The organism is Microbacterium sp. GCM10027623, from assembly GCF_042666935.1.
GTDB lineage: Bacteria > Actinomycetota > Actinomycetes > Actinomycetales > Microbacteriaceae > Microbacterium.
This window is the reverse complement of the sequence record NZ_JBHTHE010000001.1, coordinates 980,939-1,002,709: the sequence shown is the minus strand read 5'-3', so window position 1 is coordinate 1,002,709 and position 21,771 is coordinate 980,939. Positions and strand designations below refer to the sequence as shown.

At 69.5% G+C, this 21,771-nt stretch carries 22 protein-coding genes; 11 read left to right on the top strand and 11 right to left on the bottom strand.

Annotated elements, in window-relative coordinates:
- Positions 1 to 42: 42 nt before the first annotated feature.
- The 3 genes from ACFQY2_RS04565 to purM are packed head-to-tail and all read right to left on the bottom strand — an operon-like array spanning position 43 to position 3,986.
- Positions 43 to 1,392 (bottom strand): MFS transporter, encoded by a 1,350-nt coding sequence (locus tag ACFQY2_RS04565; RefSeq protein WP_378745029.1) that lies wholly within the window; start codon positions 1,390 to 1,392, stop codon positions 43 to 45.
- A 5-nt stretch (positions 1,393 to 1,397) separates the two neighbouring features.
- Positions 1,398 to 2,864 carry an amidophosphoribosyltransferase gene (purF, locus tag ACFQY2_RS04560; RefSeq protein ID WP_378744455.1) on the bottom strand — a complete coding sequence of 489 codons (1,467 nt, stop codon included), beginning with the start codon at positions 2,862 to 2,864 and terminating at the stop codon, positions 1,398 to 1,400.
- A 6-nt stretch (positions 2,865 to 2,870) separates the two neighbouring features.
- Positions 2,871 to 3,986, bottom strand: coding sequence for a phosphoribosylformylglycinamidine cyclo-ligase (gene purM, locus ACFQY2_RS04555; RefSeq protein WP_378744454.1), 1,116 nt, complete (start codon positions 3,984 to 3,986; stop codon positions 2,871 to 2,873).
- Between the two features lie 238 nt (positions 3,987 to 4,224).
- Between purM and ACFQY2_RS04550 the strand changes: the two genes are divergently transcribed.
- Positions 4,225 to 4,569, top strand: coding sequence for a hypothetical protein (locus ACFQY2_RS04550; RefSeq protein WP_378744453.1), 345 nt, complete (start codon positions 4,225 to 4,227; stop codon positions 4,567 to 4,569).
- A 74-nt stretch (positions 4,570 to 4,643) separates the two neighbouring features.
- Positions 4,644 to 5,243, top strand: a complete 600-nt coding sequence (locus ACFQY2_RS04545) for a zinc-binding alcohol dehydrogenase (RefSeq protein WP_378744452.1) — start codon at positions 4,644 to 4,646, stop codon at positions 5,241 to 5,243.
- Positions 5,244 to 5,255: 12 nt separating this feature from the next.
- Here ACFQY2_RS04545 and ACFQY2_RS04540 read toward each other — a convergent pair whose 3' ends face one another.
- Together ACFQY2_RS04540 and ACFQY2_RS04535 are read right to left on the bottom strand one after the other, a co-directional pair.
- On the bottom strand, positions 5,256 to 5,594 hold the full coding sequence (locus ACFQY2_RS04540) for a potassium transporter Trk (protein WP_378744451.1): 339 nt from the start codon (positions 5,592 to 5,594) through the stop codon (positions 5,256 to 5,258).
- Between the two features lie 116 nt (positions 5,595 to 5,710).
- Complete coding sequence (locus ACFQY2_RS04535) at positions 5,711 to 6,067, bottom strand: sterol carrier family protein (RefSeq protein WP_378744450.1); 357 nt, start codon at positions 6,065 to 6,067, stop codon at positions 5,711 to 5,713.
- Positions 6,068 to 6,130: 63 nt separating this feature from the next.
- Between ACFQY2_RS04535 and ACFQY2_RS04530 the strand changes: the two genes are divergently transcribed.
- Positions 6,131 to 6,820, top strand: coding sequence for an NUDIX hydrolase (locus ACFQY2_RS04530; protein WP_378744449.1), 690 nt, complete (start codon positions 6,131 to 6,133; stop codon positions 6,818 to 6,820).
- A 96-nt stretch (positions 6,821 to 6,916) separates the two neighbouring features.
- Positions 6,917 to 8,194: a phosphoribosylamine--glycine ligase gene (gene purD / locus ACFQY2_RS04525; protein ID WP_378744448.1), complete on the top strand. Its 1,278-nt coding sequence runs from the start codon at positions 6,917 to 6,919 to the stop codon at positions 8,192 to 8,194.
- 166 nt (positions 8,195 to 8,360) lie between these two features.
- Here purD and ACFQY2_RS04520 read toward each other — a convergent pair whose 3' ends face one another.
- Together ACFQY2_RS04520 and ACFQY2_RS04515 are read right to left on the bottom strand one after the other, a co-directional pair.
- Positions 8,361 to 8,891 (bottom strand): GNAT family N-acetyltransferase, encoded by a 531-nt coding sequence (locus ACFQY2_RS04520; RefSeq protein WP_378744447.1) that lies wholly within the window; start codon positions 8,889 to 8,891, stop codon positions 8,361 to 8,363.
- A 31-nt stretch (positions 8,892 to 8,922) separates the two neighbouring features.
- Entirely contained in the window at positions 8,923 to 9,141 is a 219-nt protein-coding gene (locus ACFQY2_RS04515) for a hypothetical protein (RefSeq protein ID WP_378744446.1), read from the bottom strand.
- A 32-nt stretch (positions 9,142 to 9,173) separates the two neighbouring features.
- On the opposite strand from ACFQY2_RS04515, the gene ACFQY2_RS04510 reads away from it, so the two are divergent.
- A complete protein-coding gene (locus tag ACFQY2_RS04510) occupies positions 9,174 to 9,368 on the top strand; it encodes a hypothetical protein (protein ID WP_378744445.1) in 195 nt (64 codons plus the stop codon).
- Between the two features lie 88 nt (positions 9,369 to 9,456).
- Here the strand turns inward: ACFQY2_RS04510 and ACFQY2_RS04505 are convergent, their stop codons facing one another.
- The 3 genes from ACFQY2_RS04505 to ACFQY2_RS04495 are packed head-to-tail and all read right to left on the bottom strand — an operon-like array spanning position 9,457 to position 13,221.
- Entirely contained in the window at positions 9,457 to 10,635 is a 1,179-nt protein-coding gene (locus ACFQY2_RS04505) for an ROK family transcriptional regulator (RefSeq protein ID WP_378744444.1), read from the bottom strand.
- 55 nt (positions 10,636 to 10,690) lie between these two features.
- Positions 10,691 to 11,740: an ABC transporter permease gene (locus tag ACFQY2_RS04500; RefSeq protein ID WP_378744443.1), complete on the bottom strand. Its 1,050-nt coding sequence runs from the start codon at positions 11,738 to 11,740 to the stop codon at positions 10,691 to 10,693.
- Positions 11,737 to 13,221: a sugar ABC transporter ATP-binding protein gene (locus ACFQY2_RS04495; RefSeq protein ID WP_378745028.1), complete on the bottom strand. Its 1,485-nt coding sequence runs from the start codon at positions 13,219 to 13,221 to the stop codon at positions 11,737 to 11,739. The genes ACFQY2_RS04500 and ACFQY2_RS04495 overlap by 4 nt, the downstream gene beginning before the upstream one ends.
- A gap of 299 nt (positions 13,222 to 13,520) precedes the next feature.
- Here ACFQY2_RS04495 and ACFQY2_RS04490 point away from each other — a divergent pair, with 299 nt between their 5' ends.
- Genes ACFQY2_RS04490 through ACFQY2_RS04480 form a run of 3 tightly spaced genes read left to right on the top strand, consistent with a single transcriptional unit; the run spans position 13,521 to position 16,836 of the window.
- On the top strand, positions 13,521 to 14,558 hold the full coding sequence (locus ACFQY2_RS04490) for a substrate-binding domain-containing protein (protein ID WP_378745027.1): 1,038 nt from the start codon (positions 13,521 to 13,523) through the stop codon (positions 14,556 to 14,558).
- A 58-nt stretch (positions 14,559 to 14,616) separates the two neighbouring features.
- Positions 14,617 to 15,771 (top strand): Gfo/Idh/MocA family protein, encoded by a 1,155-nt coding sequence (locus ACFQY2_RS04485; protein WP_378744442.1) that lies wholly within the window; start codon positions 14,617 to 14,619, stop codon positions 15,769 to 15,771.
- Positions 15,772 to 15,831: 60 nt separating this feature from the next.
- Positions 15,832 to 16,836, top strand: coding sequence for a sugar phosphate isomerase/epimerase family protein (locus ACFQY2_RS04480; protein ID WP_378744441.1), 1,005 nt, complete (start codon positions 15,832 to 15,834; stop codon positions 16,834 to 16,836).
- 73 nt (positions 16,837 to 16,909) lie between these two features.
- Here ACFQY2_RS04480 and ACFQY2_RS04475 read toward each other — a convergent pair whose 3' ends face one another.
- Positions 16,910 to 18,322, bottom strand: a complete 1,413-nt coding sequence (locus tag ACFQY2_RS04475) for a DHA2 family efflux MFS transporter permease subunit (protein WP_378745026.1) — start codon at positions 18,320 to 18,322, stop codon at positions 16,910 to 16,912.
- A 319-nt stretch (positions 18,323 to 18,641) separates the two neighbouring features.
- Between ACFQY2_RS04475 and ACFQY2_RS04470 the strand changes: the two genes are divergently transcribed.
- The 3 genes from ACFQY2_RS04470 to ACFQY2_RS04460 all read left to right on the top strand — a co-directional run bounded on the left by ACFQY2_RS04470 (position 18,642) and on the right by ACFQY2_RS04460 (position 21,620).
- Positions 18,642 to 19,505 (top strand): phosphoribosylaminoimidazolesuccinocarboxamide synthase, encoded by an 864-nt coding sequence (locus tag ACFQY2_RS04470; protein WP_378744440.1) that lies wholly within the window; start codon positions 18,642 to 18,644, stop codon positions 19,503 to 19,505.
- A 139-nt stretch (positions 19,506 to 19,644) separates the two neighbouring features.
- The gene (locus ACFQY2_RS04465) at positions 19,645 to 20,997 is read left to right on the top strand and encodes a uracil-xanthine permease family protein (protein ID WP_378744439.1); all 1,353 of its coding nucleotides are present in this window, start codon (positions 19,645 to 19,647) and stop codon (positions 20,995 to 20,997) included.
- A gap of 164 nt (positions 20,998 to 21,161) precedes the next feature.
- Positions 21,162 to 21,620 (top strand): CinA family protein, encoded by a 459-nt coding sequence (locus tag ACFQY2_RS04460; RefSeq protein ID WP_378744438.1) that lies wholly within the window; start codon positions 21,162 to 21,164, stop codon positions 21,618 to 21,620.
- Positions 21,621 to 21,771 lie beyond the last annotated feature (151 nt).

Genomic DNA, 21,771 nt, shown 5'->3' with positions numbered 1-21,771 from the left:
CGGTTCAGCGGCTTCGCGCGCGGGAAGGCGCGGCGAAACCGGTCACCACGCCCCGTGCCTGCTCTCCCATTCGTCCTCGATCGTGCGACGGCGTCCGGCGATCATGCCCGCCGGGATCACCGCGATCAGCACGGCTCCGAGCATGAGCAGCGACCACGTCCAGGAACCGCTCACCGCATGCAGCACCCCGAATAACACCGGGAAGACCGACGCGAGGGTGTAGCCGACGCTCTGCACGAAGCTCGAGAGCACCACGGCGGTCTCGGGGGTGCGCGCACGGATGCTGATCAGCACCAGCGCGAGCGGGAACAGCACTCCGTTCAGGCCGAACAGCACTGTCCACAGCACGAGCAGACCGGGCACGGGCGCCAGGATCAACCCGGCGAGGCCGACCACTCCGCCGATCGCGCCCACGAGCACCAGCGGACGCGTGGCCTGCATCCGCACCACCAGCACCGGCACCAGCAGCGACGAAGGCAGCGCGACCGTGCCGAACACCGACAGCAGAAGGCCGGCGGTCGCGGCATCCACTCCACCGATGTCGATGAACACCGCCGGCAGCCACGCGAACGACACGTACGCCATGGTCGACGAGGTCGCGAAAGTCGCCGACAGCGCCCATACCAGCGGGATGCGCACGAGGCGCCCGAAGAGCCGACGATTGGCCGGCGTGGTGGGGATCGGACCCGTCATCGGCTCCCGCGCCGATGCCGACGAATCGTCGCCGGCGGGTCGCCGCCGCACGACGTCGTCCGACCGCGGGTCCTCCGGCTGCGGGTCCTCCGGCCGCGGGTCGGCCTGCGACACGGTGAACCCGGATGCGGATCCTCTCAGCAGCATGAGGACCCAGGGGATCACGCCGGCGAGCGCGAACACGCCCCACAGGGCGATGGAGAAGCGCCAGCCGGCGGCATCCGCCACCGGTACGGCGATCAGCGGCGGCACGAACGTCGACACCGCCATCGCGGACGTGTAGAGGGTCATCATCAGCCCGAGCCTGTCGGGGAAGAACTTCTTCACCAACGGCGGCATGAGGATGTTGCCCATGCCGACGCCCGCGAAGATCACGGCGGTCGTCAGCATCAGCCCCGTCGCATCGCCCACCGCCCCGCGCAGGAACAGCCCCACGGTGATGGTCGCGAGGGCCAGGACGGTCAGCCGCTCCAACCCCAGCCAGCGCTCGAGGATCGGGGTCACCAATCCGAACACGGCGAAGCACACCGGCGGCGCCGCCCCGATCAGACCCACCACGGCCGGCGAGAGCGGGAAGTCCCGCTCGATCAGGTCGAGCATCGGTGACAAGGAGGCCACCGCGGAGCGCAGCGAGAACGCGCACAGCAGGATGCCGAGCACCGCGAGCGCGCGGCCCTGCCACAGCGGCCGTGCACCCATGGCCGTCACGACGACTGCGACTTCTCGACCCACTCCAGGTACTCGGGGGTCACAGTGCCGGTGATATAGCGCCCGTCGAAGCAGCTCATGTCGAGGTCGGTCAGCCCGGATCCCTCGATGACCGCGGCCTTCAGGTCTTCGACCTCCTGGTACACGATCCGGTCGCAGCCGAGCGCTTCGGCGATCTCGGGGATGGTCCGCCCGTGCGCGACCAGCTCGGCCCGGGAGGGCATGTTGATGCCGTACACGTGCGGGTGCCGCACGGGCGGGGCAGCCGAGGCGAAGATGACGGACTTGGCGCCCGCATCCCGAGCCATCTGGATGATCTGAGTGCTGGTGGTGCCGCGCACGATCGAGTCGTCGATGAGCAGCACGTTCTTGCCGCGGAACTCCGTCGACATGGCGTTCAGCTTCTGCCGCACGCTCTTCTTGCGCACGGCCTGCCCCGGCATGATGAACGTGCGCCCGACATAACGGTTCTTGTAGAAGCCCTCGCGATACTCCTTGCCGAGTTTGCGGGCGACCTCCATGGCCGAGGGCCGCGAGGAATCCGGGATCGGCATGACCACGTCGATCTCGTCCAGGGGCACGTGCTTGGCGATCGTGTCGGCCAGCTTCTCGCCCATGCGCAGGCGCGACTCGTACACCGAGACGCCGTTCATGACCGAGTCCGGTCGCGCCAGGTACACGTACTCGAACGCGCACGGGATCAGCTGCGGGTCCTCGGCGCACTGGCGCGTGGACAGCTCGCCGTCGTTGCTGATGAACACCGCCTCGCCGGGCTCCACCTCGCGCACGATGTCGTAGTCCGCGTTCTCGAGCACGAGCGACTCGCTGGTGACGACCCACTCGTCGGCGTCGCCCGGCGCGGCGCCCTTGCGCCTGCCCAGGATGAGGGGACGGATGCCGAACGGGTCGCGGAACGCCAGCAGGCCGTAGCCGGCGATGATCGCGATCACGGCGTACGCGCCCTCGATGCGCTTGTGCGTGCGGGCGACGGCTTCGAAGATCCGCTCCGTATCGAGATCGACGGACGAGGTCGAGGTCTGCAGCTCGTGCGCCAGCACGTTCAGCAGCAGCTCGGTGTCGCTCGAGGAGTTCAGGTGCCGACGGTCACGATGGGCCATCTCGGCGGTGAGCTCGCGGGTGTTGGTGAGGTTGCCGTTGTGGATGAGCACGATGCCGTACGGCGCGTTCACGTAGAACGGCTGCATCTCCTCCTCGTTGGAGGCGGTGCCCTTCGTGGCGTAGCGGACGTGCCCGAGACCCACGCTGCCCAGCAGCGAGCGCATGTCGCGGGTGCGGAACGCCTCGCGCACCATGCCCTCGGCCTTGGCCATGTGCATGATGCCGGTCGGCTCCGCGGTGGCGATGCCGGTGGCGTCCTGCCCGCGGTGCTGCAGAAGCAGGAGCGCGTCGTAGATGTCCTGGTTGACGGGGCCGCTGCCGACCATTCCGACGATGCCGCACATGGAGTGTTACTTCGTTCCGTTCGCATAGGCGCCGACGAGGCGCACGGCTCCACCATCGACGCCCTTGGCGCCCTCTTCGAATTCGCCGTCGGGGCGCGCGCCGGTGCGCACCGTCGCGACCTGCCAGGCACTGATGCCCTGCGAGCCGATCGCCGCGACCACGGCATCCTTGTGCGCGTCGGCGACGACCGCGAGAAAGCCGATGCCGAGGTTCCACGTTCCCTCGGTGTCCACGATCCGCGTGTCGGCGATGTCCGCCAGCACCTCGAACACCGGACTGGGTGCCCAGGTCGCGCGGTCGACCTCGGCCCAGCTGCCCTGGGGCAGGACGCGGGCGAGGTTCGCGGCGATGCCGCCGCCGGTGACATGGCTCAGTGCGTGCACGGCACCGGGCACGGCGTCGAGCAGATTCAGCAGCGGCGTCGTGTACAGACGCGTCGGCTCGAGCAGCACCTCGCCCCAGGTGCGGCCGAAGTCGGCGGCGTTGTCGCCGTATCCGATGCCGGCGTTCGCGACGATGTGACGGACGAGCGAGTAGCCGTTGGAGTGCAGACCGCTCGATCCGAGGGCGATGACGGCATCACCGTCCTGAACGAGGTGCGCGCCCAGCAGGGCATCCGCCTCGACGACTCCGGTGGCGGCGCCGGCCACGTCGTAGTCGCGCGGACCGAGCAGGCCCGGATGCTCGGCGGTCTCGCCGCCCACCAGGGCGGTGCCGGTGGCCGAGCACGCCTCGGCGATGCCGCGCACGATGTCGGCGATGCGCTGCGGGACGACCTTGCCGCACGCGATGTAGTCGGTCATGAACAGGGGCTTCGCCCCCACGACGACGATGTCGTCGACGACCATCCCGACCAGATCCTGTCCGATGGTGTCGTGCTTGTCGATGGCCTGCGCGATGGCGACCTTGGTGCCCACGCCGTCGGTGCTGCTGGCCAGCAGCGGACGCGAGTAGCCGAGCAGCGCGCTGGCGTCGAACATGCCGGCGAATCCGCCGACTCCGCCGAGCACTTCCGGCCCGTGCGTCGCACGCACCGAGGCCTTCATGAGTTCGACGGCGAGGTCACCGGCGGCGGTGTCGACACCGGCCTGAGCGTAGGGATTGGTGGGAGAGGCTGCCACCCTCACAGCCTACCGGCCCACGCGAGTCGCGGACGTCGCGGTTTCCGCTCCGTTCAGCACAGCGGCGGATGCGTGCTCGTGCGCTCTGCTATAGTTGGTGGTTGCGCTCATGCACGCCGTTCTCACCGGCTCAGCGCACACCCACCGGGCCGCTAAGGCCGGATCCGCACCGATGCGGATCCCCCGCCCGGTCAAACGCAGAGGCGGCAGCGTGCCGCCCGCACACGACTCGAGAATCATGAGCAGTACCGACACCTCCGCGCGCTCCGCCGCGCCCAGCCAGATCCACCCGAACACCGACCCGACCGTCGACACGGACCGTACGGACCTCGACCCCGCGAGCACGCCCGTGCTGGCCTGGCGTCAGGCCGACGAGGACGTCTTCGTCGCAACCAACGCCGGCGAGTTCGCCGGCTTCGTCACCGTGGACCGCAACGCGCACATCGCGCACGACAGTCTCAGCCGATGCATCGGCACCTACCCGACCCTGGCCGCCGCTCGCCAGGCGCTGACGGATGCGACGCGCCCGCCATCCCGCCGCCGCGAGAGGCTGCGCCACCGCATCCTCTCCCGTCGTCGCTGAACGCGACCCCGGGTCGCGAGAACCGGATGCGGTGAATCGAGCGCCGCGCGTCGAAGGACCCTACGATGGGGGCCATGGTCGACAAGCCGCAGTGGCTCATCCGCGAGGACGCCGGCACAGCCGTGCTGGTGGCCCTCGGGCTGCGCCAGCTTCTCGGCATCCGCGCCCCCGAGGATCTGCCCACGCTGCGCGGTCTCGATGTGCGCCGACCGGACGCGGTCGACCCCGATGACGCGCTGGAGACTCAGTGGCGCGAGTACTGGGACATGACGGTCGAGCCGCGTGCGCACCGCTCCGACGTCCCGCTCGATCTCGTCGACGGCTTCGACACCCTGGTCGCCCTGCCGACCAGCGGCGCAGAGGACCTGCGCGACGCGATCGTGCCGCATGCGCCGACCGTTCTGCGGTACGCGCAGGACGTGCACAATCGCTACGTCGACTCGGTCAGCTCCTCCGGCGGGGCGTACCGCGCCTACGCGAGCGCGATCGCCGAGTTCGAGCGCGAGGTCGGCCGCCGAGCGCACTCCTTCGAATTGAACGTGCAGGTGCTGCCGTTCTCGCAGCGCGGCATCTGGTGGATCGGCGCCCTCAGCGTCGCCGTCACCGACGGGCTGCGCCGGGACGTGGTGGCCTTCGATGCCGCCATGCGTCCGGTGATCGCCGAGCTGGCCTAGCGGCGACTCCGACTACTGCTGATCCGGGTCGAACTGCTGACCCGGGTCGGCGATGTGCTCGTGCTCGACGCGCACGACGCGCGTGTGCCTGCGCGCCACCCGTTCGAGGATCAGCGCGACCGCGCCGCCGAGCGCGATGCAGATCGGCACCGTCCACAGCAGGGCGAAGCCGAAGACCTGCCCGGGGGGATAGATGACGTCGACCACGGCGGACTTCTCATAGCTTCCGACGGCGGTCAGGATGCCGGCGACGATCACGCCGAGCGCGGCGCCGAGCCCCAGGAACACGCCGAAGCGCGGGACCGGACGGATCCGGGCCTCCACGGTGTGGGTCTCTGCGTTGCGCGACATGCCTTCATTCTCCCACGCCGCATCTGTGTCCGCCCCCTCCCCTCCGTTCTGTCCTCTCCCTTCTCGTCCCGTATCCCGTTCTCCTCTTTCGGACCACGACGAGGGAGCGAGGGAGGTCAGGGGCGGAGGGGAAGCAGGTCCGACAGGTCGGCGCGCACTCCGGATGCCGTGACGCGGCCGGCGGCGACGGCATCCGCCCACCGCTCGCCTCCGGTGGCCAGTGCGATCCAGGTCGCGGCATCCATCTCCACGACGTTCGGCGGAGTGCCGCGGGTGTGCCGGGGCCCTTGGACCACCTGCACGGCACCAAACGGCGGCACGCGCACCTCGACGCTGTTGCCCGGCGCCTTCTCGTCGAGCAGCTGCAGCAGATACCGCACAGCCGTGGCGATCGCCTGCCGGGGCGCGTCTCCGGCAGCGACCACTCCGAGCGCAGCGCGCCCGTCGCTGACGTCGATCTTCCGCCCGGCCATGCTGACAGGCTACGCTCCCGCTCTCGCCCCTATGTCGACGCGGCGGGCATAGAGTCGATGGGGATGACTGCGACGGATGAGAACACGGAGACGCTGCGCGGCGCACGCGCCGAACTGATCGAGGCCGCCCGTTCGGGCGGCGAGTGGATCCCGCAGCTCCCGATGTCGGCGGACGTCCTGATTCCGGCATCCGTGCTCATCCTGTTCGGCCGGCTGGACAGCGTCCCCGCCCGCACCGACGATCTGACCGTCGCCGCCGACCTCGACGTGCTGCTGCAGAGGCGCGCGGCGACGCTGTCGTCGCATCCGGGCCAGGTGTCGTTCCCCGGCGGTGGGCGCGAGACGGCGGATGCGGATGCGGTTGCCACGGCCCTGCGCGAAGCGCAGGAGGAGACCGGCCTCGAGCCCGACGGCGTGGAGGTGCTGGCAGCCCTGCCGGAGATTCCCCTGGCGGTGAGCAATTTCCTCGTCACCCCCGTGCTCGGCTGGTGGCGCAAGCCGTCGCGCGTGGCGGCGGTGGATCACGCCGAGACGGTCGAGGTGTTCCGCGTTCCGGTCGCGCAGCTGATCGACCCGGCCAACCGGTTCACGTCGACGCTGCACCGCGACGGCGTGACGTACAAGGGGCCCGCATTCGACATCGACGGCACCATCGTGTGGGGCTTCACCGCGGGCATCCTCGATGCGCTCTTCGACGCCACCGGCTGGGCACGGCCCTGGGACGCATCCCTGGAACGCCCCGTCACCGTCTGACGCCGACCGGGCCCGCGTCACCGGGCCACCGGAACAGCATGAGAGCCAGGGGCCCGGAACGGTAACCGTCATCGGGCCGCCGGTAGGCTTGCGGGCATGAAGATCCTGGTCCTCGGCTCCGGCGCGCGCGAGCACGCGATCATCCTGTCCCTGCGGTCGGAGGAGTCCGAACACGAGATCTTCGCGGCCCCGGGCAACGCCGGAATCGCACACGATGCCACGATCGTCGAGGTCGACCCGCTCGACGGCGCCGCCGTGGCCTCCTTCGCGAACGAGCGCGGTGTCGACCTGGTCGTCATCGGTCCGGAGGCTCCTCTCGTGGGGGGTGTCGCGGACGCGCTGCGCGAGCGCGGCATCCCGGTGTTCGGTCCGGGGAGGGCCGCGGCCCAGCTGGAGGGTTCCAAGGCGTTCGCGAAGCGGATCATGGATGCCGCCGGCGTGCCGACCGGACGGGCGGTGCGCGCGGCGTCCGTCGCCGACGTCGAAGCCGCCTTCGACGACTTCGGCGCCCCGCACGTGGTGAAGGCCGACGGTCTCGCCGCAGGCAAGGGCGTGATCGTCACCACCGATCGCGCCGAAGCGCTCGCGCACGCCGAGCACTATCTGTCCGCAGGACCCGTGCTGGTCGAGGAGTTCCTGACCGGACCGGAAGTCTCCCTGTTCTTCCTCAGCGACGGCGACACCGTCCGCGCTCTCAGCCCCGCCCAGGACTTCAAGCGCGCGCTCGACGGCGACGGCGGCCCCAACACCGGCGGGATGGGCGCCTACTCCCCCCTCCCCTGGCTGGCCGATGACTTCGGCAGCGTCGAGGCGTTCGTCACCGAGGTGACCGACACCGTCGCGCTGCCCGTGATCCGCCGGCTCGACGCCGAGGGCACCCCGTTCATCGGTCTGCTCTACGCCGGCCTGATCCTCACCCCGGCCGGCGTGCGCGTGATCGAGTTCAACGCCCGCTTCGGCGACCCCGAGACCCAGGTCGTGCTGCCGCGCCTGCGCACCCCGCTGTCACGGCTGCTGCTGTCGGCGGCGTCCGGGCACCTCGAGGACGAACCGCAGCCGGAGTTCTCCGACGAGGTCGCGGTCACGGTCGTGCTCGCGAGCGAGGGCTACCCCGAGGCACCGCAGACGGGACGCATGATCGAGGGCCTCGCCGAGGCGGCATCCGTCGACGGGGTCTCGATCGTGCACGCCGCGACCGCCGGACCCGACGCGCCCGGCGGCGCGCTCATCGCCACCGGAGGCCGGGTGCTGAACGTCGTCGCGACGGGAGCGGACTTCACGGATGCCAGGGCCCGCGCCTACGAGGCGCTCGGCCGCATCTCCCTGGAGGGCGCGCACTTCCGCCACGACATCGCGGCGCGCGTCGCGGAGTAGTCCGCTCCACTCCATCCGTCCTCGTCAGCCCCACACGTGCCGCGCGACGGCATCCGTTCGCCAGGTCGCAACGGATGCCGCGCCGCGGCGCCTTGAGCGGCATCCGTTGCGACCTGAACGGAGGTCGTCAGGTCCACCGGTCACGGCATCCCGGCGCGCCGATCCGTCAGAGGCTGACCCAGTACTGGCGGACGCGCGGGCGGCCGGGCTCGGCGGCATCGATCGTGGCCTGCAGGACGCCTCCGGCGCCCTCGATCGTTCGGTACGAGCCGGTGTTGTCCTCGTCGCAGGTCAGCATGACCCGGTCGTAGCCCTGCTCCCGCGCGCGGTCGAGCACGAGCTTCAGCGCGCCGCGGGCGATCCCCTGACGACGACGCGACGGACGCACGGAGTAGCCGATGTGGCCGCCGTAGCTGCTCAGCCAGTCGTTCAGTTCGCGGCGGAACGCGATGAAGCCGACCACCTCGCCGTCGTCGGTGATCCAGAAGTAGTCGCACGGCACGTGACCGTCGGGCAGCTCGGCGCCCGGACGGCCGTACAGCTCGGACCTGGCGACGATCTCCTCGCACGCGGCGCGGTCGGGCACGACCCCGAGCTCCAGTCCGGCGCCGTCGATGTGCACACCGCCGAACTCGGTCACCGTGGCGGCCCAGGAGGCGAAGAATTCCGTGGACGGGGCGGCGAGGGCGAGGTGCATGCGTCCATCCCATCACGGATGGCGGATGCTCTCAGCCGCGGCGGACGAAGAACCAGTTGGCCAGGATCCACCCGACCACCAGCGCCAGGAACGTGCCCAGCGCGAAGAAGCGGGGCAGCGCGTCGACCTGCACGATCGCGAAGACGACCAGCTGCGCCGCGCCCAGCACCAGCGCCAGCACTCCGACGACGGCGAGACCCCGCACAGCCGCGGCGCGGTCGCGCTCGTCGGCGTACTCGAGTGCGTTCACGCGCTCGAGGTCGCCCGAGCCGGCGCAAGCGCATGTTCGATCGCTTCGGCGTTCCCGGTGTCAGCCTGCTCGGTCAGACCGTGCTGCCCAGTCAGATCACGTCGGGGATGATGGTTTCGTTCGGCGCCAGCCGCAACGCCGTGATCTTCTGGCAGGTCATCTCGATCATCCTCTGGGCGCTGCTCTTCGCCCTCATCGGCATGGGCGGCGTCGCCCTCTTGCGCTGAGGGCCGGCATCCCGACACGACCGACGCCGGTGCGGTGGACGGATGCCGGGGACGGATGCCGCCGGCTCGCCCCGCTCGGCCCGACGGTTCAGCTGCTCAGCGCGAAGCTCTGCGGCAGCACGTCGGGCGAGAGGGCGTGCTCGACCGCCAGGACAGCCGCACCCAGCACCGCCGCACGGCCGGCGGTCACCGACTGCGCGATGGTGAGGTGCTCGCTGGACAGCGGCGTGGTGCGCGTGTAGACGACCTCGCGGACCCCGGCGATGAGATGCTCGCCGACGCGGGCCATCGCACCGCCGATCACGATGAGCGAAGGATTGAGCAGGCTGACCGAGGTGGTGAGCACCTCCCCGAGATCGCGACCCGCCTGGCGCACCGCCTGGATCGCCTCGAGGTTGCCCTGTTTGACCAGCTCGACCACGTCGCTGCCGTTCGAGGCAGGGAAGCCGCGGCTGGCCAGGTCCCGGGCGATCGCCGGACCGGAGGCGAGTGCCTCCAGGCAGCCGCGGTTGCCGCACGGGCAGGGCACATCAGCACTGCGGGCGACGCGCACGTGACCGATGTCGCCGGCCGTGCCCTGGGCGCCTCGCAGCAGCCGACCATGCGAGATGATGCCCGCTCCGATGCCGGTGGCGACCTTGACGAACATCATGTGGTCGATGTTGGTCCACGCGAAGGCCCGTTCGCCGAGAGCCGAGATGTTCACGTCGTTGTCGACGAGCACCGGCACCTCGAGGTGCTGCTGCACCCATCCGGGCACGTCGAACCGGTCCCAGCCCGGCATGATGGGCGGGTTCACCGGCCGACCGGTGGGATGCTCCACCGGCCCCGGTACGCCGACGCCGACCGCCGCGACGCGATCACGGCCCAGGTCGAGGGAGCGCACCAGTCCCGCGGCCGTCTCGACGGCCCAGCTGAGCACCTCCTCCGGGCCCCGGGCGACTTCGAGCTCGCCGGTCTTCTCGGCGAGGATCGTGCCGGCCAGGTCCGCGACGGCGACAGTGGTGTGCGAGGCTCCGATGTCGACCCCGATGACCACCTTCGCCTCGGGGTTCAGCGCGAACTGCGACGGAGGCCGTCCCCCGGTGGACGCGGCGTCGGCCACCGGACGGATGAGGCCCCGGTGCATGAGCTCCTCGACGCGCGCAGCCACCGTCGACCGCGCGAGGCCGGAAGCCTTGGCGAGCTCGGCGCGGGTGCGCGGAACTCCGTCGCGGAGCAGCTGGAACAGCTCCCCGACACCTCCGTTGCTCGCATTGGTCGGCATTCGTCTCCTGTCAGTGTTCAGGGCCGCGCAGAGACTTCTGCCTTACCGGGGCAGTCTACGCGTGCGACTCGGCAGAAGTCGGGCGGCCGCCCTTCCGCACGCGCTGCACCGCGAACCGCTGCTGCAGCAGCACGGCGACGACGATGATCACGCCCTTCGCGATCGCCTGCAGCGACGAGGACATGTTGTTCTGCACGAAGACGTTCTGCAGCACCGCGAAGATGAGGACGCCGAACACCGTGCCGGTGATCGTGCCGCGTCCGCCGATCAGCAGGGTGCCGCCGACGACCACGGCGGCGATCGCATCGAGCTCGTAGAGGTTGCCGTGGGTGGAGGTTCCGGCGTTCGTCCTGCCGAGGATCATCACCGCGGCGATGCCCGCAGTGAGACCGGCCAGCGCGTAGAGCCACATGATGTGACGGTTGACCTTGATGCCGGCCAGGCGGGCGGCCTCGAGGTTCCCGCCGATCGCGACCGTGCGCCGTCCGAAGGTCGTCCGGTTCAGCAGCAGCCAGCCCGCGACGGCGACGAGCGCGAAGATCCAGATGAGGATGTCCACCCCCAGCAGATCGATGTTCATCGCCTTGAGGAACTCGCGGTCCGAGACCACCAGGGTGCGGTTGTTCGCCAGCACCTCGGCGAGCCCGCGCGCGCCGACCAGCATGGCCAGGGTCGCCATGAAGGCCGCCACCTTCCCGTACGCGATGACGACACCGTTGATCAGGCCCGCCCCGGTGCCCACGAGCAGCGCGACGATGACCGTGACGATCCAGTGCGACGACGTGGCGATGTCCTGGATGGCGGCGAGGGAGCCGACGACGGACGCGAGGGCGAGTACGGCGCCCACGGAGAGATCGATGCCGCCGGCGATGATCACGAAGGTCATGCCGATGCTGATCACCCCGGTGATCGACGCCTGACGCAGGATGACCAGCGCGTTGCCGAAGTTGAAGAAGTTGTCGAATGCCGTCAGCATCCCGACGGCGACGATGGCCAGGAGCGCGAGCACCAGGCCGAAGTTGCGGCCGGCTGCGCCGGAGAACAGCGACCGGCGCGGCGGAGCCGCCGCGCTGTCGGCCACGGGGGTTCGGGTCTGCTCGCTCACGCGGGGGTTCCTTTCATGACGAGATCGAGCACGCCGTGCTCGTCTATCTCAGAAGCAGGGAGAGAGGTGAGAACGCGACCGTCTCCGATGACCAGTACACGGTCGGCGAGACCGAGCACTTCCTCGATCTCGCTGGAGATGATGACGATGGCGTGACCGTCGGCGGCCAGCTTGCGGATGAGGCCGTAGATCTCAGACCGAGCACCGACGTCCACGCCGCGGGTGGGCTCGTCGAGCAGCAGCACGCGGCTGCCGTGCGCCATCCAGCGCGAGAGCAGGATCTTCTGCTGATTTCCGCCGGAGAGCGTGCCTGCGGGCAGGTCGGGGTCGGCGGGGCGCAGCTCCATCGCCTCGATCTGCTGGCGGGCGATCCGACGCTCGGCGCGCTCGTCGAGCCACCCGCCGGTGGCGAGCTTGCCGAAGGTGGGCAGCATGATGTTGCGGAAGATCGCCTCGCCCAGGACGAGACCCTGCGATTTGCGCTCCTCAGGACTCAGCCCCATCCCGGCGCGCACCGCGGCGGGAACCGACCCGCGGGGCAGCGGCTCCCCGTCCACGAGCACCCGTCCGGAGGACGCGGAACGGGCGCCGTAGACGGTCTCGACGATCTCGGATCGGCCCGAGCCGACGAGCCCGGCCAGTCCCACGACCTCGCCCGCGCGCACCGAGAACGAGACGTCCTCGAACACTCCGTCCAGCGTGAGACCCTCGACCTCGAGCAGCACCGGCGCATCAGCGGGGATGGGAACGGCGGGAGGGAACACGTTCTCCACCAGGCGGCCCGTCATGTGCTTGATCAGCGCCTGGGTGGGGGTATCCGCCACGAGAAGGTTGCTCGCCGTGCTGGCGCCGTCCTTGAGGACCGTGATCCTGTCGCCGATCGTGCGGATCTCCTCCAGGCGATGCGTGATGTAGATGACCGCGATCCCCTGCGCGGTGAGCTCCTTGACCACTTCGAAGAGCTTGCGCACCTCCTCGGAGCCGAGCGCCGCGGAGGGCTCGTCCATCACGATGAGCTTGATGTCGTGGGAGAGCGCGCGAGCCATGCTCACGATCTGCTTCTCCGCGGAGCTCAGCGAACCCACCTCGGCGTAGGGCGAGAGACGTTCATGGCCGAGTCGCCTCAGCAGTGCTCGCGCCTGTGCCGCGGTGTCCCGGCGGCGGGTGAATCCACCGCGCGCGATCTCGTGACCGAGGAAGATGTTCTCGGCCACGGTCAGATCGTCGACGACGTCGAGCTCCTGGTACATGGTGGCGATGCCGAGGTCGATCGCCGCCTGCGGGTCGCCGATCGTGACGACTTCGCCGTTCCAGAGCATCTCTCCGGCATCCGGCTGATGCACCCCTGCGAGTGTTTTGATCAGGGTGGACTTGCCGGCCCCGTTCTGGCCGAGCAGGCAGTGGACCTCGCCGGCGCGGATCTCGAGATCCACCCCGCGCAGGGCGCGCACCGCGCCGAAGGTCTTCTCGACCCCGCGCATCTCCAGTAATGCCGGAGTCTGGTCATCTTTGATCACACGAGGAACATAACATGTCGTCTCATCCACCGCGAGCACTCCGGGGGAACGCGGTCCGGCGAGCGCGTTCCGCCGGACGCGAGCGCGAGCCCGCCCACGATCCGCGTGATTCTGAGGGTCAACATACTTTTGCCGAGGATTGGCCAAAAGCTGTACATATGATTCGGTCTTCTGTTACCGTCTCCCTGAGAGTGCTTCGCGAATTCTCGGTTCGCACCGCACGCACCTGCATCATCTTTCAAGGAGGAAACGACATGCTCAGCATGCGCAAGCGCGGGCTCCGCCCGCTGATGGCAGGCGCGGCAGCGCTGTTCGCCATCACCCTGGTGGCCGGCTGCACCAGCACCGCCGACGACAGCACGCCCGACCGTCAGGGCACCACCAGCGACGAGAACAAGGCATCCGGCGACACCGTCGTCATCGGCTGGTCCGGCCCGGAGGCGGACCACGGCTGGCTCGGTGCCATCAACACCGGCGCGATCAATGCGGCCGAGAGCTTCGACGACGTCGAGCTGCGCCAGGCCGAAGGCACCAACGACGCCAACGCGCAGATCGCCGCCGTCGAGAAGTTCATCAACGACGGCGTCGACGCCATCGTGCTGCTGCCGACCGACGGCGCCGCCCTCACGCAGGCGGCGCAGAAGGCGATGGATGCCGGCATCCCCGTCATCAACGTCGACCGTGAGTTCTCGAGCACCTTCGCCTCGCGAGCCACCATCCTCGGCGACAACTACGGCATGGGCGTCAGCGCCGGCACGTACATCTGCGAGCAGCTCGACGGCAAGTCCGACGCGGTGGTCGCGGAGATCGCCGGCATCGATTCCCTGCCGCTGACCCAGGACCGCTCTCAGGGCTTCAAGGACGCCCTGGACGCCTGCGGTCTCGAGGTCGGGCCCCGCGTCGCGGCGGACTTCACCGTCGCCGGCGGCGAGTCCGCGGCGTCGCAGCTGCTGTCCGCGAACCCGAAGATCGACGCCATCTGGAACCATGACGACGACCAGGGCGTCGGCGTCATGGCGGCGATCGAGTCCGCGGGCCGCAGTGAGTTCTTCATGGTCGGCGGCGCCGGAAGCGTCAACATGATGGATCGCATCAAGGCCGACGACAGCGTCGTCAAGGCGACGGTCATCTACCCGTCGACGCAGGCCGCCGACGGCATCGCGCTCGCGCGCCTCATCGCCCAGGACAAGACCCTCAGCGACCTGGTCACGCCCAGCGTGCCGTACCGCATCGTGCTCGATGCGCCGGTGGTGACCAAGGAGAACGTCGACGAGTTCATCAAGCTCGCCTTCAAGTCCTGACCCTTCGTCGGGGGGGCGCCCTCGCCGGCCCCCCCCCGACGCATTCCTGGAGAGAACGATGACGAAATCACTGCGCGTGGCGATGATCGGCCACGGATTCATGGGAGCGGCGCACTCCGTGGGCTGGCGGCAGGCGCCCGCCGCGTACCCCCTGCCCCTCACCCCGACGATGGCCGTGCTGGTGGGTCGCGATGCGGAGAGGACGGCGAGCGCCGCGGCCCGCTGGGGCTGGGGCGAGACGGCCGCCGACTGGCGGGCGGTCGTCGAGCGCGACGACATCGACGTCATCGACATCGTCACCCCCGGCGACTCGCACGCCGAGATCGCCATCGCCGCGCTCGAGGCCGGCAAGCACGTGCTGTGCGAGAAGCCGCTGGCCAACTCGGTCGCCGACGCGCAGCGGATGGCCGATGCGGCAGCATCCGCACTCGGCGTGTCCATGGTCGGATTCACCTACCGTCGCGTGCCCGCCGTCACCCTCATGCGCGATCTGATCGCCGACGGGCGCATCGGGACGGTGCGACAGGTGCGTGCGAGTTACCGTCAGGACTGGCTCGCCGATCCGCAGGCCCCCATGACCTGGCGGCTCGAGAAGGACAGGGCGGGCTCCGGCTCTCTCGGCGACATCGGCGCGCATGCGATCGACATGACCCAGTTCGTGACCGGGCAGACCGTCGACCGCGTCTCCGGCGTGCTCGAGACACTCGTCTCCGAACGCCCGCTGATGGGAGAGTCCGTGGGACTGGGCGGCCGTGCCGGAGCCGGCACCGGCACGGTGACCGTCGACGACCTCGCGCTGTTCACCGGACGCCTGTCCTCGGGCGCGCTGGCATCGTTCGAGGCCACCCGCTTCGCCACCGGTCGCAAGAACGCCCTCGAGATCGAGATCTCCGGCGACCGCGGTGCGCTGTACTGGAACCTCGAGGACCTGAACACCCTGCATCACTACGACGCGACGAGCGCAGCGGGCATGCAGGGCTTCACTCGCATCCTGGTCACCGAACCCGAGCATCCGTACCTGTCCGGCTGGTGGCCGAGCGGTCATATGCTCGGGTATGAGCACGGGTTCTCGCATCAGGTGAAGGATCTCGTCGAGGCGATCGCCGCGGGCACGGCCCCGCTGCCGAGCTTCGACGACGGACTGCGCGTGCAGCGCGTGCTGGACGCCGTCGAGCGCAGCGCGACCGACGGGTCCGCCTGGACCGACGTCTGACCCGATCCACCACCACGATCCGACACCCGCACGGGTGCCCTGACAGAGAGAAGGACGACGATGTCACGACCGATCACGCTGTTCACCGGCCAGTGGGCCGACCTGCCGTTCGAAGAGGTGTGCCGGCTGGCCGGCGAATGGGGCTACGACGGACTCGAGATCGCCTGCTGGGGCGACCACCTCGACCCCTGGCGCTGGGAGGACGACGCCTACGTGCAGGGCCGCCTCGACATCCTCAAGCGCAACGGACTGAAGGTGTGGGCGATCTCCAACCACCTCAAGGGTCAGGCCGTCTGCGACGACCCGATCGACGAGCGCCACCGCAACATGCTCTCCGATCAGGTGTGGGGCGACGGAGATCCCGAAGGGGTGCGGCAGCGTGCCGCCGAGGAGATGAAGCACACCGCACGGCTGGCGGCCAAGCTGGGGGTGAAGACCGTGACCGGCTTCACCGGCTCGTCGATCTGGAAGTACGTCGCCATGTTCCCGCCCGCCACCGACGAGATGGTGGAGGCCGGGTACCAGGACTTCGCCGACCGCTGGAACCCCATCCTCGACGTCTTCGACGAGGTCGGGGTGCGCTTCGCGCACGAGGTGCATCCGTCGGAGATCGCGTACGACTACTGGACCACCAAGCGCACCCTGGAGGCGATCGGACACCGCAAGGCGTTCGGCCTGAACTGGGACCCGTCGCACATGGTGTGGCAGGACATCGACCCGGTGGCGTTCCTGTGGGACTTCCAGGACATCATCTACAACGTGCACTGCAAGGACACCAAGAAGCGTCTGTCCAACGGACGCAACGGACGCCTCTCGTCGCACCTTCCGTGGGCCGACCCGCGACGCGGCTGGGACTTCATCTCCACCGGTCACGGAGACGTGCCGTGGGAGGACGCGTTCCGGATGCTCAACGCGATCGGCTACGAGGGCCCGTTGTCGGTGGAGTGGGAGGACGCCGGGATGGATCGTCTCGTCGGCGCCCCGGAAGCTCTCGAGTTCGTCACGAGGCTGTCGTCCTACCGACCGTCCGACGCCGCCTTCGACGCGGCGTTCTCGACCCGCTGAGAAGGCGGGCACCCGGGGGGGGGAAGGATGAGGGCCGCTCGGCACACCGGGCGGCCCTCATCGCGTCATCCTGTCAGCGCAGCTCGTCGGCGGTCTTGCCCTTGTAGCGGCCGATGAACACGGCGGCGATCAGTGCCACGACCATGACACCCGCCGGCAGCAGCATCGACTGCGCCATTCCCGCCGAGAAGCCCTCCACCACGGCCTCGGGCATCTTGCCGCCGCCGAAGCCGGTCGGCGCCTGATCGAGTCCGGGCAGGTTCGCTTCGAGGCGGGCCTGCATGAACGCGGCGATGGCGGAGGAGCCGACCACCGACCCGATCGTGCGGGTGGTGTTGTAGATGCCCGCTCCCGCGCCCGCCTGACGCGGGGGCAGGTTCCTGGTGGCCTCGGTGGCCAGCGGGCCCCACATGCCCGCGTTGCCGATGCCGAGCAGCGCGGACGGCAGCAGGAACATCCAGGTCGGGGTGTCGACGTTCATCAGCGCGGCGTTCCACAGCACGCCCCCGGCCACGCACAGCAGACCGGGGATGAGGATGAATCGCGGGTCGACCCTGTCGAGCAGGGCGCCGGCGAACGGTGCCAGCACGCCTGAGATGACCGCCATCGGGATCATCAGCAGCGCCGACTCGGTCGGGGTGAGCCCGCGGGCCAGCTGCAGGAAGAACATGAACGGCAGGGACATGCTCGTCACGGTGAAGCCGACCGCCGCGATCCCGAGGTTGGATGCCGCGAAGTTGCGGTCGCGGAAGAGCACGAGCGGCACGAGCGCCTCACTCCTGGTCTTCCACTGCTGCAGGACGAACACGATCAGCAGCACGAGGCCGGCGCCGATCAGCCCCCAGACCGAGATCGGGCCGGAGATCGTGCCCCAGTCGTACTTCTCGCCCTCCTGCAGCCCGAACACGATGAGGAACAGGGCGGCCGCGCTGAGCACCACACCCACGTAGTCGAAGCGGTGCTCATGCGTCTGCAGCCTCGGCACGTAGATCCACGCCAGCACGAAGGCGGCGATGCCCACGGGCACGTTGATGTAGAAGATCCACTCCCAGCCGAACGCGTCCACGAGCAGACCGCCCATCAGCGGACCGACCAGGGTCGCGACACCGGCGGTGGCACCCCACAGGCCCATCGCCGCGCCGCGCCGCTCGGGCGGGAAGGTGCGGGTGATCACCGCCATGGTCTGCGGCGTCATGAACGCGGCGCCCAGCCCCTGAGCGGCCCGCGCGACGATCAGGCCCTCGAGAGAGCTGGACAGGCCGCACCACAGCGAGGCCGCAGTGAAGAGGACAAGTCCGATCAGGTAGATGTTCTTCGGTCCGAACCGGTCGCCGAGCCGGCCGGTGATCAGCAGCGGCACGGCGTACGCCAGCAGGTACGCACTGGTCACCCACACCACGTTGTCGAGGTTGTTCGTGTCGGGGTCCAGTGCGGCCTTGATGGCGGGGTTCGCGACGGAGACGATCGTCGTGTCGACCAGGATCATGAAGAAGCCGATCACCAGCGCCCACAGCGCCGGCCACGGACTCTGCGGCCTGTGCCCGGCCGCATAGGTGCCGGTCGACGGCCCGGAGGGGGCTGATGTGCGGTTCGAAGCGGCGTCAGTCACGGCGCAACGCTACTCCAGATCACGGACATTCGAACTCGGCATCCGCTCTGGTGCCCCGATCCGCGGAGGTCGTCCCGATCTGCGGAGGAGCCCGGCAGGAAGGTCCGCAGATCGGGACAAGGTCGGCGGATCGGGCCCGGTGCGGGCTGCCGGTCACGTTCTGCAGGCGCCGCCCGTCGGATGCGATGATGGACGGGTGAGCTCACCACTTCAGATCCCCGGCTGGCGGCACCTCTACTCGGGCAAGGTCCGCGATCTGTACGCCTCGGAGGATCCCGCCGACACCCGGATCCTCGTCGTGGCATCCGACCGGGTGAGCGCCTTCGACTTCGTGCTCTCCCCCGGCATCCCGAGCAAGGGCGAGCTGCTCACCACCCTGAGCACGTGGTGGTTCGACCAACTCGACGACGTGCCGAACCACATCGTCGAGGGGGAGATCCCGGATGCCGTTGCCGGCCGGGCCATGCTCGCGATGGCGCTGGAGATGCTGCCGATCGAGTGCGTGGTGCGCGGATACATCACCGGCTCCGGCTGGGCGGAGTACGTGCACAGCGGTACGGTGTGCGGCATCCCGCTTCCCGCCGGACTCAAGAACGGCGACCGGCTGCCGCAACCGCTCTTCACGCCCGCCTACAAGGCGCCGATGGGCGAGCACGACGAGAACATCAGCTTCGAGAAGGTGGTCGAACTGGTCGGCTCCGAGCGGGCTGCCCAGCTGCGCGACACGTCCCTGTCTCTGTACGCGCGCGCCGCCGCGATCGCCGAGGAGAAGGGCCTGATCCTCGCCGACACGAAGTTCGAGTTCGGCACGGACGCCGACGGCGTCCTGCGCCTGGCCGACGAGGTGCTCACGAGCGACTCCTCGCGGTACTGGGATGCCGAGACCTGGAAGGGCGGCGCGACGCCGGAGCAGCGGATGGCCAGCTTCGACAAGCAGATCGTGCGCGACTGGCTCGCCGCCCACTGGGACAAGCAGGGCGAGCCTCCCGTGCTGCCGGAGGAGATCGTCGAGAAGACCGCCGCGCGCTACCGTGAACTGATCGAGCGCCTGGCCGGTTGAGCATCCCCCGCTGAGCTCTCCTCGCGGGCGCCCGTCGGCCGAGAAGGGGTGCATCGGCCGTGATCACGGCGGCCCGAGAGAACCGATAGTGTTTCCTCGGTCGGGATCCCGGCCTCATCCCGACTCCCGAGGAGCACCCATGCCGGTGTGGAAGATCCACGGCGACGGCCGCAACGTCGCCCCCGACACAGTCGTCCGTCCCGAAGAGCGACTGAACTGGCCCGCCACCTTCGCGATCGGCGCGCAACACGTCGTCGCCATGTTCGGCGCGACCTTCCTCGTGCCGATCATCACGGGTTTCCCCGTGTCGACGACGTTGCTGTTCTCGGGCATCGGCACCCTGTTGTTCCTGCTGCTGACGCGCAACCGCCTGCCCAGCTACCTGGGCTCGTCCTTCGCGTTCCTCGCTCCCATCACCGCGATCAATGCCGGGCAGGCGCTCGAGACGCCTCAGCAGATCACGCAGGCGCTCGTGGGTGTCGTCGTGGTCGGCGTGCTGCTGGCCGGCATCGGCTTCCTCGTGCAGGCCGTCGGCGTGCAGTGGATCGACAGGTTCATGCCGCCCGTTGTCGCCGGGTCCATCGTGGCGCTGATCGGCTTCAACCTCGCGCCCGCCGCCTGGAACAACTTCACGCTGCAGCCCGAGCTCGCGTCGGTGACCCTCGTGTCGGTCGTCCTGTTCAGCGTGCTGTTCCGCGGATTCCTGGGCCGCATCTCGATCTTCCTCGGCGTGGTGGTCGGGTACATCGTGGCGATCGTGACCGGCCAGGTGACGTTCGCCGGCATCGAGGACGCCGCGTGGATCGGCCTGCCCGAGTTCCACCTCGCCGCACTCGCCGACCCGGCCGCCTGGCTGTATGTCCCGATGTTCCTGCCGGTGGTGCTCGTGCTCATCGCCGAGAACGTCGGCCACGTCCGCGGGGTCGCGACCATGACCAACGACCCGTCGATCAACCAGCACACCGGCCGCGCACTCGTCGCGGACGGTCTCGCCACCACACTCGCCGGCGGGTTCGGCGGTTCCGCGACGACCACCTACGGCGAGAACATCGGCGTGATGGCCGCCACTCGCGTCTACTCGACCGCCGCGTACTGGGTGGCGGGCTCAGCGGCCATCCTGCTCGCCTTCTCCCCGAAGATCGGTGTGATCTTCAACTCGATCCCGCCGGGCGTGCTGGGTGGCGTGACCACGGCCCTGTACGGACTCATCGGCGTCATCGGCATCAAGATCTGGGTCGACAACCGCGTGGACTTCTCCCGGCCCGTGAACCAGTACACGGTCGCCGTGTCCTTCGTGATCGCCGTCGGCGGCTACGCGATGAGCTGGGGTGCGTTCCAGCTCGGCGCCATCGTGCTCGGCACGGTCGCCGCCCTGCTCATCTACCACCTGGGCAACGCGATCGCTCGCTGGCGCCGCTCCGGCGCGGATGACGGCGGACCCATCCCCGCCGTCGGGCCCCTGGGCGGCGACCCCGAACCCGCCGACGCCTGAGCCCAGGCGCTGAGCCCGCCCGTGCGGGAGGAGTTCGCACGATCGGGAGGATGGCTCCTGCGCGCGGACTCCTTCCGTTCGGGATTCGTCCTCCGGTGCGAGTGGGCGCTCCCGCCGCTGTCAACCCCGAGGCTCCGGCGCGGCACTCGCGCTAGTTTCGTCGCATGGATGATGTGGCACAGCTCAGCGACACCGTCCGCGCGCGTGGACTGCGGGTCGCCGTCGCGGAATCATTGACTTCCGGGACACTGGCCGGCACCGTCGGCCAGGGCGAGAAGGCGAGCGAATGGTTCGCCGGCGGGATCGTCGCGTACATGATCGACACGAAGGAGCGCCTGCTCGGGCTCGAACCGGGCACGGACCCCTGCTCGGCCGAGTGCGCAGAGCAGCTGGCGCGGGGGGCGCGGAAGCTGTTCGACGTCGACCTCGCCGTATCGACGACCGGTGTCGGCGGCCCGGAGCCAGACGGCGGACACCCGCCGGGCACGGTCTTCCTGGGCTGGGCAACGCGCTCGGACGTCGGGCACCGGCAGCTGAACATCGACGCCGACCCTGAGCAGGTGCTTGCGGAGACCATCGACGCCGCCCTCGGCATGCTCGTGCGCCACGCTGCCGACCTCTGAGCCCTCGCACCGAGCGGATGCCGGTCACGGCGCCTCCGCATCGGGCCGGGTCGCCGTGCTCTGCACCCACCATTACTGGGACACGCTCCGCGCGGGGGCTCAGCAATGGCGGGTCCGTCGCAGCAGCACCCACCATTACTGGGACATGCCA

What these genes read in the sequence shown, in the direction of transcription:
- ACFQY2_RS04530 (WP_378744449.1), top strand. Translation starts at nt 6,131, where the DNA reads ATGACTGCGACGGATGAGAACACGGAGACGCTGCGCGGCGCACGCGCC.
- ACFQY2_RS04540 (WP_378744451.1), bottom strand. Translation starts at nt 5,594, where the DNA reads ATGTCGCGCAACGCAGAGACCCACACCGTGGAGGCCCGGATCCGTCCG.
- ACFQY2_RS04565 (WP_378745029.1), bottom strand. Translation starts at nt 1,392, where the DNA reads ATGGGTGCACGGCCGCTGTGGCAGGGCCGCGCGCTCGCGGTGCTCGGC.
- ACFQY2_RS04510 (WP_378744445.1), top strand. Translation starts at nt 9,174, where the DNA reads ATGTTCGATCGCTTCGGCGTTCCCGGTGTCAGCCTGCTCGGTCAGACC.
- ACFQY2_RS04490 (WP_378745027.1), top strand. Translation starts at nt 13,521, where the DNA reads ATGCGCAAGCGCGGGCTCCGCCCGCTGATGGCAGGCGCGGCAGCGCTG.
- ACFQY2_RS04485 (WP_378744442.1), top strand. Translation starts at nt 14,617, where the DNA reads ATGACGAAATCACTGCGCGTGGCGATGATCGGCCACGGATTCATGGGA.
- ACFQY2_RS04460 (WP_378744438.1), top strand. Translation starts at nt 21,162, where the DNA reads ATGGATGATGTGGCACAGCTCAGCGACACCGTCCGCGCGCGTGGACTG.
- purF (WP_378744455.1), bottom strand. Translation starts at nt 2,864, where the DNA reads ATGTGCGGCATCGTCGGAATGGTCGGCAGCGGCCCCGTCAACCAGGAC.
- ACFQY2_RS04465 (WP_378744439.1), top strand. Translation starts at nt 19,645, where the DNA reads ATGCCGGTGTGGAAGATCCACGGCGACGGCCGCAACGTCGCCCCCGAC.
- ACFQY2_RS04545 (WP_378744452.1), top strand. Translation starts at nt 4,644, where the DNA reads ATGGTCGACAAGCCGCAGTGGCTCATCCGCGAGGACGCCGGCACAGCC.
- ACFQY2_RS04480 (WP_378744441.1), top strand. Translation starts at nt 15,832, where the DNA reads ATGTCACGACCGATCACGCTGTTCACCGGCCAGTGGGCCGACCTGCCG.
- ACFQY2_RS04505 (WP_378744444.1), bottom strand. Translation starts at nt 10,635, where the DNA reads ATGCCGACCAATGCGAGCAACGGAGGTGTCGGGGAGCTGTTCCAGCTG.
- ACFQY2_RS04520 (WP_378744447.1), bottom strand. Translation starts at nt 8,891, where the DNA reads ATGCACCTCGCCCTCGCCGCCCCGTCCACGGAATTCTTCGCCTCCTGG.
- ACFQY2_RS04550 (WP_378744453.1), top strand. Translation starts at nt 4,225, where the DNA reads ATGAGCAGTACCGACACCTCCGCGCGCTCCGCCGCGCCCAGCCAGATC.
- ACFQY2_RS04535 (WP_378744450.1), bottom strand. Translation starts at nt 6,067, where the DNA reads ATGGCCGGGCGGAAGATCGACGTCAGCGACGGGCGCGCTGCGCTCGGA.
- ACFQY2_RS04495 (WP_378745028.1), bottom strand. Translation starts at nt 13,221, where the DNA reads ATGCGCGGGGTCGAGAAGACCTTCGGCGCGGTGCGCGCCCTGCGCGGG.
- purD (WP_378744448.1), top strand. Translation starts at nt 6,917, where the DNA reads ATGAAGATCCTGGTCCTCGGCTCCGGCGCGCGCGAGCACGCGATCATC.
- ACFQY2_RS04475 (WP_378745026.1), bottom strand. Translation starts at nt 18,322, where the DNA reads ATGATCCTGGTCGACACGACGATCGTCTCCGTCGCGAACCCCGCCATC.